Origin of the sequence: Nocardioides dubius, assembly GCF_039528155.1 — a bacterium.
Classification (GTDB): domain Bacteria; phylum Actinomycetota; class Actinomycetes; order Propionibacteriales; family Nocardioidaceae; genus Nocardioides; species Nocardioides dubius.
Genome location: NZ_BAAALG010000013.1, coordinates 270,721 through 285,507 on the forward strand (window position 1 = coordinate 270,721; position 14,787 = coordinate 285,507).

Here is a 14,787-nt window from a genome sequence, read left to right on the forward strand (position 1 = left end):
GACCCAACGAGCCACGCGCAAACAATGAGGCAGCCGCGGCCAACCGGCAGGCCCGCCAGCGCTCAGGCGTCGACCTCGGACGACTCCTCGGCGTCGGCCGAGGCGTCCTTCGGGAGCACGAACCGATAGCCGACGTTGCGCACGGTGCCGATCAGCGTCTCGTTCTCGGGGCCGAGCTTGGCACGCAGCCGCCGCACGTGGACGTCGACGGTGCGGGTGCCACCGAAGTAGTCGTAGCCCCACACCTCCTGCAGCAGCTGCTGGCGGGAGAAGACCCGGCCCGGGTGCTGGGCCAGGTACTTGAGCAGCTCGAACTCCTTGAAGGTGAGGTCGAGCGGCCGGCCGCCGAGCTTGGCGGTGTAGGTGGCGTCGTCGACGACCACCTCGCCGCTGCGGATCACGTGCGAGTCGGGGTCGGCGGCGTCGCGCTGGGCGGCGATCCGGCCGATCGCGAGCCGCAGCCGTGCCTCGAGCTCGGCCGGACCGCAGGTGTGCAGCAGCACGTCGTCCATGCCCCAGTCGGCGGAGACGACGGCGAGGCCGCCCTCGGTGATGATCAGCAGCACCGGCGACTGAGAGCCGGTGGCCCGGATCAGGCGGCACAGGTCACGCGCCTGGGCGAGGTCCTGGCGGCCGTCGACCAGGATCAGGTCGGAGTCGGGCGCCTCCAGCAACGCGCTGCCTTCGGGAGGCAGGATCTTCACCTGGTGGTTCAACAGTCCCAGGCCCGGAAGGACCTCGGCGGACGGCTGCAGGGCGCTGGTGAGAAGCAGCAGGGTGCTCATCTGCCCTCCTCTCACCGCTTGCGGTTGCGTTAGGGGGAAGAATATCCGCTGTGGAACTCAATGCGTTGCCGGTGCCTCATTCTGGGACTGTCGTCACGGTCCGGTTCTGGGCCGCGGCCCGCGCGGCGACCGGCTGCAACGAGGAGCGCTACCCGCTCTCCGAGGCACTCACCGTGGCCGCGCTCCGCGCTCTCGTCGTCGCCCGGCACCCGGACGCCGACGCCGTGATCGGGGTCTGCTCGGTGCTGGTCAACGACCAGCCGGTCAACGGCGAGGAGGCCGCGCGTCACCGGCTGCGCGACGGCGACGCCGTCGAGTTCCTGCCGCCGTTCGCCGGGGGATAGCCCCGCGGCAGGCGTGACCATCGCGCCGACCGCTCGTTGCTCGGCTACCAGCAACACGGCGCATCCTCCCCGCGGGAGGACCGGACAGAGGTAGCCCATGAACACCGCGATCATCACCGGCGTGGCGGGCCAGGACGGCATGTACCTGGCGCGGCGGCTGCTGGCGCGCGGCTGGCGCGTGGTGGGGACCACCCGCCCGGGCAGCACCTCGCCGGTCCGGATGCGCCCCTACCTGCGCGGCGTCGACGTCGTCGAGGCCGACCTGCGCGACACCGAGCGGTTCGCGGAGCTGGTGCAGGCGCATCGGCCGGAGGCGGTCTTCAACCTGGCGGGCTTCAGCTCGGTCGGCCGCAGCTGGGGCGACCCGGCGCTGGTGCTGGACACGAACACCACGGTGGTCGCGAGCATGCTGGAGATCCTGCTGCGGCACCGCGACGCCACCGGGCACGACGTCCGCTTCTTCGAGGCGTCCAGCGCCGAGATCTTCGGCTCGCAGGTGTCGGGCGCCCTCGACGAGGACGCGCCGCACCGCCCGCGCACGCCGTACGCGGTGGCCAAGAGCGCCACCCACCACCTGCTGATCAGCTACCGCGAGAAGTACGACCTCTTCGCCTGCAACGGGATCCTGTTCAACCACGAGAGCCCGTTCCGCGGGCAGCAGTTCGTGGCCGGCAAGATCGCCCGCGCGGCGGCGGAGGCGGCCTGCGGGCTGACCCCGACGGTCACCCTCGGCGACCTCGACGTGCATCGCGACTGGGGCGCGGCGATCGACATCGTCGAGGGGATCCGGCTGAGCCTGGCCCACGACCGGCCGATGGACTACGTGCTGGCCACCGGCGCCAGCCACACCCTGCGCGACATGATCGAGGTGGCGTTCTCCTCGGTCGGCATCGACGACCCGTCGCCCTACCTCCGCCTCGAGCCGGGCATGTGGCCCACCACCCAGGCCGACGCCTTGCTGGGCGACGCGTCGCGGGCGCGCACGGAACTCGGCTGGACGGCGCGGCGCAGCTTCGCCGAGCTGGTCGGCGACATGGTGCACGTCGACCTCGCCCGGCTGCGCAGCGGCGTCGAGGAGGACGAGGGTTATCTGCTCCGCTCCGAGCTGCAGGTGCCGGCCGCGCGGGCCGTGACCCTGTGATCGGCGAATCGTTGTCACCACAGGCACTGGCCGACGCCGAATCCGAGGCGCCGCGCGCGCTGGACCCCAGGAGAGCCAACAGATGATCCGTAGCGTTCCGCTGGCCGCACGGCGTGTGCGCCAGACCCTCGGCAGCTTCGACAACGGGCCGCGCCTGTTGGTCGATCTGGCCCGCCAGGGCACCACCGGCAAGCCCGAGACGATCACCTTCCGGCCACGTGGCGGCGGTGCGATCACGGTGCCGAACCGGCCCGGCGCACGGGTCCCCGTGTACGAGATCTTCGTCGAGGACGAGTACCAGCTCGACTGGTTCCTGCAGGGCCTGGGTGAGCGCCCCGTGGTGTTGGACGTCGGCGCTCACGTCGGCTGTTTCACGGTCTCGGCCGCGCTGCGGATGCCGGGCGCCGAGGTGCACTCCTACGAGGCGTCGCCGTCGACCTCGCACTTCCTGCAGCGCAACGTCGACGACAACGGCCTGCAAGGCCGGGTGACGGTCAACAACCTTGCTGTGCAGGGCGTTGCCGGTGAGCTGGAGATTGCAGACAACGGCGCGGCCAGCGGGCACAACGGCGTCCTGCACCTCGACGGCGCGACGACCACCGTTCGGGTGCGCAGCGTCTCGATGGCGCAGGCGTTGACCGCGTCCGGGCGGACCGCCGACCTGGTCAAGATCGACACCGAGGGCGGTGAGTACGACATGGTGCTGGGCTCCGACCCGGCGGACTGGGAGGGCGTGCGCCGCGTCGTGCTGGAGTACCACGACCTGCCCGGCCACTCGTGGGACGAGCTCGACCGGTTCTTCGCCAGCGCCGGCCTCAACCTGTTGCAGCGTGAGGAGTTCGGCCCGCGGCTCGGAATGGCCTGGCTGTCGCGCGACAGCATCCCTCGATGACCCGGCTGCCGAGTCGGCTGCAACCGGCCTGGCCGCTGGTCAAGCGTCTGCACCGCTTGGCCTCGTTGCTGCTCGGCGTCATCGGGCGGCGCACCTCGTCGTGGGCGGGCGATCGGGCCTTGCCGCGCCGGGCCACGACCACCTCGGCCGAGACCGCGCGTGGTGAGCCGGAGGCGACCTACGTCCAGGAGCCGGAGGGCGAGGCGCTGCGTCGTCCGCTGGCCGCGGGGAAGCCGAGCAAGCACTGGATCTTCGACGAGGCGACCCGCTTCGACGTGGCACCGCGGTCCACGCTCTCGTTGCCGCGCGGGATCGCGCTGGGCGACTACGGCGCGGTGATCACCGCCCGCGGCACGCTCGACTTCGAGACCAGTGAGTACTTCGGGATCACCGACTGGCGCGAGCATCCGCTCTACCTGCGCTCGCGGCTGCCGAAGGTCGAGGAGTTCGACGGCGCGTTGGCGGTGCTGGCCACCCGTGGCGGGAGCTACAACTACTACCACTTCCTGCTCGACGTGCTGCCGCGCTACGGCGTGCTGCGCGACACCCTCGGCGACGTCGCGGTGGATGGTCTCTACGTGCCGGCCGACACGACGTGGCAGCAGACCCTGCTGGCGATGACCGGCCTGGACGAGCACCGGCTGGTACCGGCCCGCAAGCACAGTGCGGTGCGGGCCGAGCGGCTGCTGGTGCCGTCGCTGCCCAACCCGAAGGAGGTCGCGCCCACGGCGACGGTCGAGTGGCTGCGCAAGCGGCTGCCGGCCGGTGACCTGGCGGGGCGGCCGCGCCGGATCTACGTGACCCGGGGCCAGGTGCCGAACACGCGGCGGGTGGTGCACGAGGCAGAGCTGCTGCCGCTGCTCGCGGAGCGCGGCTTCGTCTGCGTGGAGCCCGGTGGGCTCTCCATCCAGGAGCAGATCGACACCTTCGCCGCGGCCGAGGTGGTGGTCGCTCCGCACGGTGCGGCGCTGACCAACCTGCTCTTCGCCAGCCCCGGCGTCAGGGTGCTGGAGCTCTTCCCGGCAAGCTTCGTCAAGGCCTGCTTCTGGGCGATCAGCCAGAGCATCCCCGGTGCTCAGCACAGCTATCTGGTGGGTGGCGACGTCGCCGCGAACGGCCCGGGCAGCCCGATGAACAAGATCCAGGCCGACATCGACCTCGACCCGCACGAGATCGTCGCCGCCGTCGACCGGCTGCTGGCCTGAGCCCAGCGACGTCGGGCGGGGCGCACGCAGCGAGCACCCGCCTCCACCCGACGAGGGGCGTCGCGGGAGACGGGTGCTCGTCGAGGCGTCAGCTGAGCAGCTTGTTGGCGAGCTCGGTGCTGCCCGGGTAGTCGACCTTGCTGACCGGGGTGCGCGGAACGGCGTCGACGAAGAGGAACTCCTTGGGCACCTTGTAGCCCGAGATCAGCGACTTGCAGTGCTCGCGCAGCTGCTCGGCCGTGACGTCCGAGCCCTCGCGGCGCTGGATCAGCGCGGTGACCTGCTGGCCCCAGCGCTCGTGCGCGGTGCCGACGACGGCGGCGTCGAAGACCTCGTCGTGGCGCAGCAGCACCGCCTCGACCTCCTCGGGGTGCACCTTCTCGCCGCCGGTGTTGATGCAGACCGAGCCGCGTCCGAGCAGGCTGATGGTGCCGTCCTCCTCGCGCCGGGCGGCGTCACCGGGCAGCACCCAGCGGACGCCGTCGATCACCTTGAAGGTGGCGTCGGTCTTGACCGGGTCCTTGTAGTAGCCGAGCGGCACCGCGCCGGTGCGGCCGAGGATGCCCTCGACGCCGACCGCGGCCGGCTTCAGGTTGACGTCGAAGACCTCGACCTCGGGGGAGGCGCTGAACTTCGGGGCGCCCGAGGGGCCCTCGGTGCCGTCGTCCATCCGCGACGCGGTGGCGCCGGACTCCGAGGAGCCGTAGGAGTCGAGGATGAAGCGGCCGGGCAGCGCCTTGCGGATCTCGTCGCGGACGCCGTCGGAGAGCGGCGCGGCGCCGTTGGAGACGGCGGCCAGTGCGGAGAGGTCCCAGCGGTCGGGCTCGGCGAGGATCGCCTCCGCGACCGGGCGTCCCATCGCGTCGCCCAGGAAGGTCAACGAGATCACCTTCGCGTGCTCGACCAGGTCGAGGATCTTCGCGGCGTCGAAGGAGGGCTCGGTGTAGAAGCCGACCGGGCAGCCCGCGACGTGCGCATTGCCGAAGATCCACTGGCTGCCGCCGTGCATCATCGGGCCACAGGCCAACAGCACCATCGGGTTCTCGTTGGCGGCGGCCTCCTGGGCGAGGGCCTCGACCGACTCGATCGGGGCGCCGAAGCGGCTGGCGTTCAGCGCGCCGACGACGATGTCGGCGTTGCGCCAGACCACGCCCTTCGGGTTCCCGGTGGTGCCACCGGTGTAGAGCATGTAATGGTCGTCCTCGGAGCGGCCGGTGATCTTCCGCTCGGGGGAGGCTGCGGCCAGGGCGGCGTCGTAGTCGGCGCCCATCACCAGCATGCTCTTCAGCTGCGGCAGGTCGAGGCTGGTGACGATCTCCACGTACTCGGGCGCGATGATCGCGGCCACGGAGTCGGAGTTTCGGTACAGGTAGTCGAGCTCGTCAGCCAGGTAGCGGTAGTTGATGTTGATCGGCACCGCGCGGGCCTTGAGGCAGCCGTAGAACGCGTCGACCCATTCGATCCGGTTCGGAGCGTGCACGGCGACGTGGTCGCCGGGCTTGATCCCGATGCTCACCAGGTGGTTCGCCAGCCGCGTCGAGCGCTCGTCGAGCTCGGCGAACGTGTACGTGTGGTCGAGGGTGATCAGGGCGGCGCGCTCACCGATCACGTCGGCCATCTCTTCGAGGATGTCGGCGATGGTGAGCGGACGGCCCGACGTCGGGGCTCCTGTGGTCTGGGTCACAGGCACAGCATCGCTACTAGAACGCGTTCTCGTAAAGGGGTGGTCCCGAAATTGGGGCCGGGCCACCATCGGGGTCGGCTGCGGCGTGCCCGTGGCAGGGTGGGCGCATGGAGCATCGCTACGAACTCACCGTGCAGTGGCAGGGCAACCGGGGCGCCGGGACCAGTGGCTATCGCGACTACGGCCGGCAGGTGCTGGTCTCCGCCGGCGGCAAGGCCGACATCCTCGCCTCTGCCGACGTTCCGTTCCGTGGCGACGCCGACCGCTGGAACCCGGAGGAGCTGCTGGTGGCGGCGCTCGCGCAGTGCCACATGCTCTCCTACCTGCACAGCGCGGTGAACCACGGCGTGGTGGTCACCGACTACCGCGACACGGCGCTCGGCGTGATGGAGCAGGTCGGGCAGGGTGGCCGGTTCACCTCGGTGGTGCTGCGTCCGGTGGTCACCGTCGCGGACCAGTCGATGGTCGAGACCGCGCTGGCGATCCATGCCGAGGCCAGCGCCAACTGCTTCATCGCGGCGTCGGTGGGCTTCCCGGTGACGCACGAGCCGCAGGCCGTCGTCGGCTGACCAGCCAGCCGCCACCGCCAGCCGCCAGCCGCCAGCCGCCTGCTGCGCGTCGTCCGCCTGCCCGTCGTCCGCCTGCCTGCCGCGAGTCGACAGCGGGTGTTCGCGTGCCGGTCGGACGCCGTTGCGCCGGTGGCCACCGCCATCTGGTTGGAAGGAGCCTGTGTGGAAGTGGATGCGGTCGGCTCTCTTCGGTGTCGGGCTCGGTGCGGTGCTCGGGGTCCTCGGCGTGCGCACGCTGCTGCGTCGTCAGGCGGCGATCGCGCGGCGGCTGATCGGCAAGCCGCTGGGGGAGCAGGCGCTCGACGCTGACCGCGTCTGGCGCCCGGAGCTGGGCAGGGCGCTGCATCTGGTGGTGATGGGCGACTCGATCGCGGCCGGACTGGGTGCGGACAAGCCGAAGCACACCTTGGGCGCCCGGTTGGCCAAGGGCATGGCGAAGGCGACCGGGCGGGCGGTCCGGCTGACCACGCTGGCGCGGGTCGGAGCCGAGAGCAGTGATCTCGCCGAGCAGATCGCGCGGGTTCCGCGTGGGGTGCGCGTCGACGTCGCGGTGATCGTGGTCGGCGGCAACGACCTCACCCATCGGGTGCCGGTGGCCGACTCGGTGGCGCATCTGCGCTCCGCGATCGAGGCGATGCGGCTGCGTGGCGCCGAGGTCGTGGTCGGCACCTGTCCGGATCTGCGTGCGCTCTCCCCGGTGCCGCAACCCCTGCGCACGTTGGGCTCTCGCGCCTCGCGTCAGCTGGCGCTCGCGCAGCAGGAGGCGGCGCTCGCTGCCGGTGCCCGGGCGGTCTCGCTGGCGACGGTGGCCGGCCCGTTCTTCGAGGCTGCGCCCGACGAGATGTTCAGCGTGGACCGCTTCCATCCCTCCAGTGCCGGCTACCGCCGCACCGCGAAGGCGATCCTGCCGTCGGTGCTGGCGGCACTCGGCCAGGACGAGGTCGTGCCGTTCGGGCACCACGTGCCCGACCTGGATCTGCTGCCGCCACTACAGTGAGCGACATGGTCGACGTACTCCTGGTCACCTCCCGCGCCTGGCCCCAGGGCGAGCCCGGCGGCGAGCTGCTGTTGCAGGCCTTCTCCGAGCGGGGCATCGACGCCGCCTGGGCGATCTGGGACGACGACGACGTCGACTGGGCCGGCGCCCGGCTGGTCGCGCTGCGCTCGCCGTGGGACTACCACGAGCGCTTCGCCGAGTTCCTGGCGTGGCTGAGCCGGATCGAGGCGGACGGCGCCCGGGTGCTGAACGGCGTCGACGTGGTGCGCTGGAACACCGACAAGGCCTATCTGGTGCAGCTGGCCGAGGCGGGGGTGCCGGTGGTGCCGACCTTGCTGGCCGAAGGCGAGGAGGAGCTGCCCGCTGCCATCGCGGAGTTCGGCACGGCGGTGGTCAAGCCGCGCACTGCTGCTGGAGGTCGCGGCGTGGTGGTCTTCGACATGGACGAGGGCGGTCCTGCGGACCTCGACGAGTCCCGGTTGGAGCCCGGGCCGTGGGTTGTGCAGCCGCTGGTGGAGTCGATCCGGACCGAGGGGGAGTGGTCGGTCTACGTGCTGGGTGGCGAGGCCGTCTCCGCGGCGCGCAAGGTGCCCGGTGTCGGTGAGATCCGGGTGCACGAGCACTTCGGCGGCCACACCGAGGCTGCCGAGCTCGGAGCCGAGCAGGCCGACGTCGCCCTGCGCACGGTCGCGGGGGCCGAGGCCCTGCTCGGGCATCGTCTGCCGTACGCCCGCGTCGACGCCATGCGCCTCGCCGACGGCACTCTCGCCGTCAGCGAGCTGGAGGTGACCGAGCCCGGCCTCTACCTCGACGTCCTGCCCCAGAACGCCGCCCGCTTCGCCGACGTCGTCGCCGCCGAGCTGACCTGAGTCACTGCCTTACTTTGGGGATAGTCCCTGACGTTTCCGTGGTTTTCGCCTGCCAAGAACCACGAAAACGTCAGGGACTATCTCCAGGGGGCGCGTTCCAGAAGGGCCGCGGACGGCGGAACGCCGCCCCTGCCCGAAGGCGGAGGCGGCGTCCTGGTGGTGCGGTGCAGAGCCGGGGTCAGCGCCTCTTCTTCTGCTTCTTGACCTTGGCGACCTTCACCGTCGGGGAGGTCGCGGTGGCCGAGGTGAAGACGCCGAGGCGGTGGGTGGCGCGCACGGTCACGGTCACCTTCTTGCCGGCGTCGGCCTTGGTGAGCCGGTACGACGACTTCGTGCCGACCGTCTTCGAGCCGCGCTTCCAGGTGTAGGCGTAGACCAGGTCGGTGCCCTGGTTCCAGGTGCCGGGGTTGGCCTTCAGGGTCTTGCCGACCTTGGCGGTGCCGGTCGCCCTCGGCTTGGTGGCGTTGCGGATCTTGCTGGTCAGGCTCACCGTCAGGCCGGCGACCTTGGCGCCCGGGGCCACCGTGATCCACTTCGCCTGGCTGGCGGTCAGGCCGCCGTACCAGGACGTGATGAACGGCTTCATCAGCATCGCGCCGATGCCGCCGTACATGAGGCCCATCGAGGAGACGCTGAGCTTGTAGGAGCCGGGCGCGAGGTTGGTGAAGGAGAAGACGTCGGTGCCCTGGGTCAGCGCCACCAGGTTGCCGGCCGCGTTGGTCAGCGAGTAGACGACCTGGTCGGCCTCCTCGCCGATCGAGTCGTCGGCGATCGTCGTTCCGCTGATCGAGCCGAGCCGGGTCAGCTTGACGGTGTCCAAGGAGAGGACCCCAGTGGCACCGACGGTGAAGGTGCGCGCCTTAGCGGGGTCCTGGGTGTTGCCGTAGAGGAGCGGCTCCGCGTCGAACTCGGGCATGGAGCCGGAGAACTGGGCGGCGACGAAGCTCGCCGTGTATGTCCCGGGCGCGATGTCCTCGCGAGCGACCGCCCAGCGGCCGTTGGTCCGGGTGTAGGCGACGGTCGCGGGTGAGCCCTCGAATCCGGCCTCGCCGATCATCACCATCACGCCACGCATCGGCTTGCCGGTGCTGTCGGTCACCAGGCCGGTGAGCGCAGCTTCGGGAGCGGGCGTGGGGTCGGCGGTCAGCGTCGCGTTCAGGGTCAGCCGCTGGCCCGGCGCCAGGGCGACGTCGGCGGGGACCGCGACCGTGGTGGTGCCGTTGTGGAAGGCGGTCTGGTACTCCTCGGCAGGGTCGTCGAAGGCGATCGCGGTGAGGCCCGGGGTCGCCGAGAGCGTGTAGCGGCCGTTGGCGTCGGTGAGGGTGTGCTCGTTCTCCTCGGTGGCGGTGACCACGATGTTGGCGAGCGGCTTCTTGGCCTGATCGGTGACGACGCCGGAGATCACCGGGTTCGCCACCAGGTTCAACGCCACCTTGGTGGTCGCGTCCTTGGTGACGGCGAAGGCGGTGGCGCTGTCCTGGTCGCTGCCGCCGGCCCAGGCGGGGCTGCCCTGGGCGCACGGGGACGAGCCGAACATGCCGGAGGTGGAGGACTCGGTCGAGGCCTGCACCTGGTAGCTGCCGACCGGGAGTCGCAGGCTCCAGGCGCCGCCGCGGCGGGTCGCAGTGTCGATCAGCGACTCGCCGCCGGGACGGTATGCCTCGATCGTGCCGCACTCAGCGCGCACGGGAGCGCCACCGACGGTCAGGTTGCCGCTGAGGGTCCCCCAAGCGGCGGGCTCCAGGTAGAAGTTGCTCGTCCAGGTGTCGTATCCGTTGGGGATCGAGAGCTGTCGGGTCTCGGTGGCGTAGCCCGGCTTGGAGGCGACCACCGTGTAGGTCGCGGTCGGAATCCCGCTCGCCGACCACGAGCCGGAGGCGTTGGTGGTGGTCTGATGGACGGGCGTGCCGCCGGGGTAGGTGTCCAGCGCGTAGAAGTCGACGGCGACATCGGCGAGGCCCTCGTCGAAGAAGTCGTCGTACGCGGTTCCGTAGGCCCCTCCGGTGGTGACGGGCTCGGCCGAGGCGCTGGTGGTCAGCGCGGGCGCTGCGACGGCGAGCAAGGTCGCCAGCAGGAGCGCCAGCAGGTGGCGGGTACTTCGCATGTGGTCCTCCGTTGTGGCCGGCACGGGACGCCGGCGGTGATCTCCCCAAAGCAAGATGAATAGTGCACAACTTTGGATCATGTCCACTTGACGCCGACGTGGCCTAGACCGCACCTGTGGCAGGGGGTTCCGTCAGCCCCGCCGATCGCCTTCGCCTGCACCGCTAGCCTTCGCACCATGACGAAGGCGCGCTGGAGGTTGCTGGCTGGTGTGGTCGTGGCTCTCTGGTTGCTTGCCGCCGGAGTCGGCGGCCCGCTGGTCGGCTCGTTGAGCTCGGTGCAGAACAACGACTCCGCCTCGTTCCTGCCGGACAGCGCCGACTCCACCAAGGTGAGCGCCCGGCTCGGTGAGTTCTCCGCCGACAGCACGCTCCCGTTGCTGATCGTGGTCGAGTCCGACAAGGCGCTGACCGGGCAGCAGCTGGGGGCGCTCGGAGCGTATGCCGAGCAGCTGCCGGCGCTCCGTCTCGATGGTCTGAGCAAGCCGCTGGGCGACTACATGGCCGGTCCCCAGGTGCCTCTGGTCCCCTCCGAGAACAAGGAGGCTGCCCTCCTGGTGGTCAGCCTCGACGCCGACGCCGCCTCGGCCTCCGAAGGTGGCGAGGAGGTCGGCAAGACGATCGTGAAGGGCGTGCGCGTCAACCGCCCGGATCTCGACGGCGTGACCAGCCAGGTCACCGGTCCGGCCGGCTTCGCGGCCGACCTCAGCGCTGCGTTCGCGGGCATCGACGGCCTGCTGCTCGGGGTCACCCTGGTCGCGGTCCTGATCATCCTGCTGGTCGTCTACCGCAGTCCGGTGCTGCCGTTCGCGGTCCTGCTGACCAGCGTCTTCGGCCTTGCCCTGGCGGCACTGGTGATCTACCCGATGGCGGACGCCGACTGGATCCAGCTCTCCGGACAGAGCCAGGGGATCCTCTTCATCCTGGTGGTCGGCGCGGCCACCGACTACTCGCTGCTCCTGGTCGCGCGCTACCGCGAGGAGCTGCACTCCCAGCCGCCGTTGGCCGCGCTGCGGACCGCCTGGCGCCAATCGCTGGAGCCGATCGCAGCCAGTGGCCTGACCGTGATCGCCGGACTCCTGTGCCTGCTGCTCTCCGACCTCGGCAACATCTCCGGGCTCGGTCCGGTCGGCGCCCTCGGCATCGCCGGTGCGATGGTCGCCGCGCTCACCTTCCTTCCTGCGGTGCTCGCACTGATCGGACGCCGCGCCTTCTGGCCCTCGATGCCGCACCAGGGCGAGCCGAGTCGGCACGACGGCTGGACCCGGATCGCGAACGCGGTCACCCGTCGTCCGCGGGCCACCTGGATCGGCACCGTGGCGGTCCTGATCGGGGCGGCGATCTTTGCGCTGCAGTTCCCGACGTCGGGGATCTCGCAGGCGCAGTTCTTCACCAAGCAGGTGGAGTCGGTCGACGGCCAGGAGGCGATCGACGCCTACTTCAAGGGACGCGACCAGTCGCCGGTGCGGGTGATCGCGCCCGACGACGCCGTCGACCGGGCGCGGGAGGTGCTGGCCGCGCAGCCGCTGGTCGCCGATCGGGTCGAGGTGACGCCGTCGCAGGAGGGCAGCGGCGACACCATGCTCACCGCGACGCTGGAGGCCGGCTCGGAGACCGAGCGCGCCCGCGACGCCGTCCGCGACCTGCGGGAGGACCTGGAGCGCGTCGACGACGCGATCCTGGTCGGCGGGGCCACCGCGACCGACGTGGACACCCACAAGGCCGCCCAGCGTGACCAGCGGCTGGTGATCCCGGCGATCCTGCTCGTGGTCACGCTGATCCTGGTCTTCCTGCTCCGCTCGGTGCTGGCGGCATCGCTGCTGGTGCTGATCAACGTGCTCACCTTCGCGGCCACCCTCGGCGTCTCGGCGCTGGTCTTCGACCACCTCTTCGGCTTCCCGGGCGCCGACCCCTCGACCCTGCTGCTGGGCTTCGTCTTCCTGGTCGCGCTGGCGGTGGACTACTCGATCTTCCTGATGTCGCGCGCCCGCGAGGAGGCGTTGCAGGTCGGCACCCGGCGTGGCATCCGGCGCGCGGTCGCGGTGACCGGCGGGGTGATCACCAGCGCCGGCGTCGTGCTCGCCGCGACCTTCTCCGCGCTCGCGGTTATCCCGCTGCTCTTCCTCGCGCAGATCGCCTTCATCGTGGCGTTCGGCGTGCTGCTCGACACCGTGGTCACCCGCTCGGTGCTGGTGCCGGCGCTCGCCTACGACCTGGGCAACAAGGTGTGGTGGCCGTGGCAGCGGGCGATGGCGGACGACGGCCCGCGGCTGGCCGCTGCCGACGAGCCGCACTGACGGCCTTGCGGCGATCCTTGCGGGTGGCCTCCTCGGCGGCCGCCGAGCCACCCATCCACCTTGCACTCTCACCAGGCGAGTGCTAAACATGAGGCTGGCACTCTCCCTAGGAGAGTGACAATCACAACGGATCGGTGAGTTGAGGTCTGAAGCGCCGGCGGGAAGGGTCCGCCGGGTCAGCCAGATCGTCCGTCGCGGGCAACGAACCGGCCGTCCAGAACTCTTACGCGTGAGGAATCGCCAGAGTCATGCCGAAGCTGATTGCTTTCAATGAGGAGGCCCGTCGCGGCCTCGAGCGGGGTATGAACACCCTCGCCGACGCCGTCAAGGTGACGCTTGGTCCCAAGGGCCGCAACGTCGTCCTGGAGAAGAAGTGGGGCGCCCCCACGATCACCAACGACGGTGTGTCGATCGCCAAGGAGATCGAGCTCGAGGACCCGTACGAGAAGATCGGCGCCGAGCTGGTCAAGGAGGTCGCCAAGAAGACCGACGACGTCGCCGGTGACGGAACCACCACCGCGACCGTCCTCGCTCAGGCGATGGTCCGCGAGGGCCTGCGCAACGTTGCCGCCGGCGCCAACCCGATGGGTCTGAAGCGCGGCATCGAGGCCGCCGTCGCCGCCGTCTCCGAGCAGCTGCTCGGCATGGCGAAGGACGTCGAGACCCGCGAGCAGATCGCCGCCACCGCCACCATCTCCGCCGGTGGCGACACCACCGTCGGTGACGCCATCGCCGAGGCGATGGACAAGGTCGGCAAGGAAGGCGTCATCACCGTCGAGGAGTCGAACACCTTCGGCATCGACCTCGAGCTCACCGAGGGCATGCGGTTCGACAAGGGCTACATCTCGGCCTACTTCGTGACCGACCCGGAGCGCATGGAGACCGTGCTCGAGGACCCGTACATCCTCATCGCGAACTCCAAGATCTCCAACGTCAAGGACCTCCTCCCGATCCTCGAGAAGGTCATGCAGAGCGGCAAGCCGCTCGTCATCCTGGCCGAGGACGTCGAGGGCGAGGCGCTCTCCACCCTGGTCGTGAACAAGATCCGCGGCACCTTCAAGTCCGTTGCCGTCAAGGCTCCGGGCTTCGGTGACCGTCGCAAGGCCATGCTGCAGGACATCGCGATCCTGACCGGCGGCCAGGTCATCTCCGAGGAGGTCGGCCTGAAGCTGGAGTCGGCTGGCATCGAGCTGCTCGGCCAGGCCCGCAAGGTCGTCATCACCAAGGACGAGACCACCATCGTCGAGGGCGCTGGCGACCAGGGCCAGATCGAGGGCCGGGTCAACCAGATCCGCGCCGAGATCGAGAACTCGGACTCCGACTACGACCGCGAGAAGCTGCAGGAGCGCCTGGCCAAGCTGGCCGGCGGCGTTGCGGTGATCAAGGTCGGCGCGGCCACCGAGGTCGAGCTGAAGGAGCGCAAGCACCGCATCGAGGACGCCGTTCGCAACGCGAAGGCTGCCGTCGAGGAGGGCATCGTCGCCGGTGGTGGCGTTGCTCTGGTGCAGGCCGCTGCCACCGCGTTCGACAAGCTCGAGCTCGAGGGTGACGAGGCCACCGGTGCCGACATCGTCCGCAAGGCGACCGACGCCCCGCTGAAGCAGATCGCGATCAACGCCGGCCTCGAGGGCGGCGTCATCGCGGAGAAGGTGCGCAACCTGGAGTCCGGTCAGGGCCTCAACGCTGCCACCGGCGAGTACGTCGACATGATCGCCAACGGCATCATCGACCCGGCCAAGGTGACCCGCTCGGCGCTGCAGAACGCAGCCTCGATCGCGGCCCTGTTCCTCACCACCGAGGCCGTTGTCGCTGACAAGCCCGAGAAGGCCCCGGCCATGCCGGGCGGCGACATGGGCGGCATGGGCGGCATGGACTTCTGATCCGCCCCGCTTGACGCAGAAG

The 14,787-nt window shown here is 70.5% G+C and carries 12 protein-coding genes; 9 read left to right on the top strand and 3 right to left on the bottom strand.

The genetic code is table 11. The features are described from left to right. Nucleotides 1-62: 62 nt before the first annotated feature. Nucleotides 63-785 carry a winged helix-turn-helix transcriptional regulator gene (locus tag ABD151_RS18435; protein WP_343996284.1) on the bottom strand — a complete coding sequence of 241 codons (723 nt, stop codon included), beginning with the start codon at nt 783-785 and terminating at the stop codon, nt 63-65. A gap of 71 nt (nt 786-856) precedes the next feature. Between ABD151_RS18435 and ABD151_RS18440 the strand changes: the two genes are divergently transcribed. The 4 genes from ABD151_RS18440 to ABD151_RS18455 all read left to right on the top strand — a co-directional run bounded on the left by ABD151_RS18440 (nt 857) and on the right by ABD151_RS18455 (nt 4,367). Next, a complete protein-coding gene (locus ABD151_RS18440; RefSeq protein WP_343996285.1) occupies nt 857-1,129 on the top strand; it encodes a MoaD/ThiS family protein in 273 nt (90 codons plus the stop codon). A 97-nt stretch (nt 1,130-1,226) separates the two neighbouring features. Continuing rightward, on the top strand, nt 1,227-2,270 hold the full coding sequence (locus ABD151_RS18445; protein WP_343996286.1) for a GDP-mannose 4,6-dehydratase: 1,044 nt from the start codon (nt 1,227-1,229) through the stop codon (nt 2,268-2,270). Between the two features lie 82 nt (nt 2,271-2,352). After that, nucleotides 2,353-3,162: an FkbM family methyltransferase gene (locus ABD151_RS18450; protein WP_343996287.1), complete on the top strand. Its 810-nt coding sequence runs from the start codon at nt 2,353-2,355 to the stop codon at nt 3,160-3,162. Next, nucleotides 3,159-4,367 (top strand): glycosyltransferase family 61 protein, encoded by a 1,209-nt coding sequence (locus ABD151_RS18455; RefSeq protein WP_343996288.1) that lies wholly within the window; start codon nt 3,159-3,161, stop codon nt 4,365-4,367. The genes ABD151_RS18450 and ABD151_RS18455 overlap by 4 nt, the downstream gene beginning before the upstream one ends. An 88-nt stretch (nt 4,368-4,455) precedes the next feature. Here ABD151_RS18455 and ABD151_RS18460 read toward each other — a convergent pair whose 3' ends face one another. Then, complete coding sequence (locus tag ABD151_RS18460; RefSeq protein WP_343996289.1) at nt 4,456-6,051, bottom strand: AMP-binding protein; 1,596 nt, start codon at nt 6,049-6,051, stop codon at nt 4,456-4,458. A gap of 107 nt (nt 6,052-6,158) precedes the next feature. On the opposite strand from ABD151_RS18460, the gene ABD151_RS18465 reads away from it, so the two are divergent. From ABD151_RS18465 to ABD151_RS18475, 3 genes are all read left to right on the top strand, one after another. Beyond that, nucleotides 6,159-6,620: an OsmC family protein gene (locus ABD151_RS18465; RefSeq protein WP_343996290.1), complete on the top strand. Its 462-nt coding sequence runs from the start codon at nt 6,159-6,161 to the stop codon at nt 6,618-6,620. Between the two features lie 172 nt (nt 6,621-6,792). Further along, nucleotides 6,793-7,617 carry an SGNH/GDSL hydrolase family protein gene (locus ABD151_RS18470; protein WP_343996291.1) on the top strand — a complete coding sequence of 275 codons (825 nt, stop codon included), beginning with the start codon at nt 6,793-6,795 and terminating at the stop codon, nt 7,615-7,617. A gap of 5 nt (nt 7,618-7,622) precedes the next feature. After that, on the top strand, nt 7,623-8,486 hold the full coding sequence (locus ABD151_RS18475; protein ID WP_343996292.1) for an ATP-grasp domain-containing protein: 864 nt from the start codon (nt 7,623-7,625) through the stop codon (nt 8,484-8,486). A 178-nt stretch (nt 8,487-8,664) separates the two neighbouring features. Here ABD151_RS18475 and ABD151_RS18480 read toward each other — a convergent pair whose 3' ends face one another. Next, nucleotides 8,665-10,590 carry a carboxypeptidase regulatory-like domain-containing protein gene (locus ABD151_RS18480; RefSeq protein ID WP_343996293.1) on the bottom strand — a complete coding sequence of 642 codons (1,926 nt, stop codon included), beginning with the start codon at nt 10,588-10,590 and terminating at the stop codon, nt 8,665-8,667. 177 nt (nt 10,591-10,767) lie between these two features. Here ABD151_RS18480 and ABD151_RS18485 point away from each other — a divergent pair, with 177 nt between their 5' ends. Together ABD151_RS18485 and groL are read left to right on the top strand one after the other, a co-directional pair. Then, on the top strand, nt 10,768-12,885 hold the full coding sequence (locus ABD151_RS18485) for an MMPL family transporter (protein ID WP_343996294.1): 2,118 nt from the start codon (nt 10,768-10,770) through the stop codon (nt 12,883-12,885). Between the two features lie 248 nt (nt 12,886-13,133). After that, entirely contained in the window at nt 13,134-14,765 is a 1,632-nt protein-coding gene (gene groL, locus ABD151_RS18490) for a chaperonin GroEL (protein ID WP_343996295.1), read from the top strand. Nucleotides 14,766-14,787 lie beyond the last annotated feature (22 nt).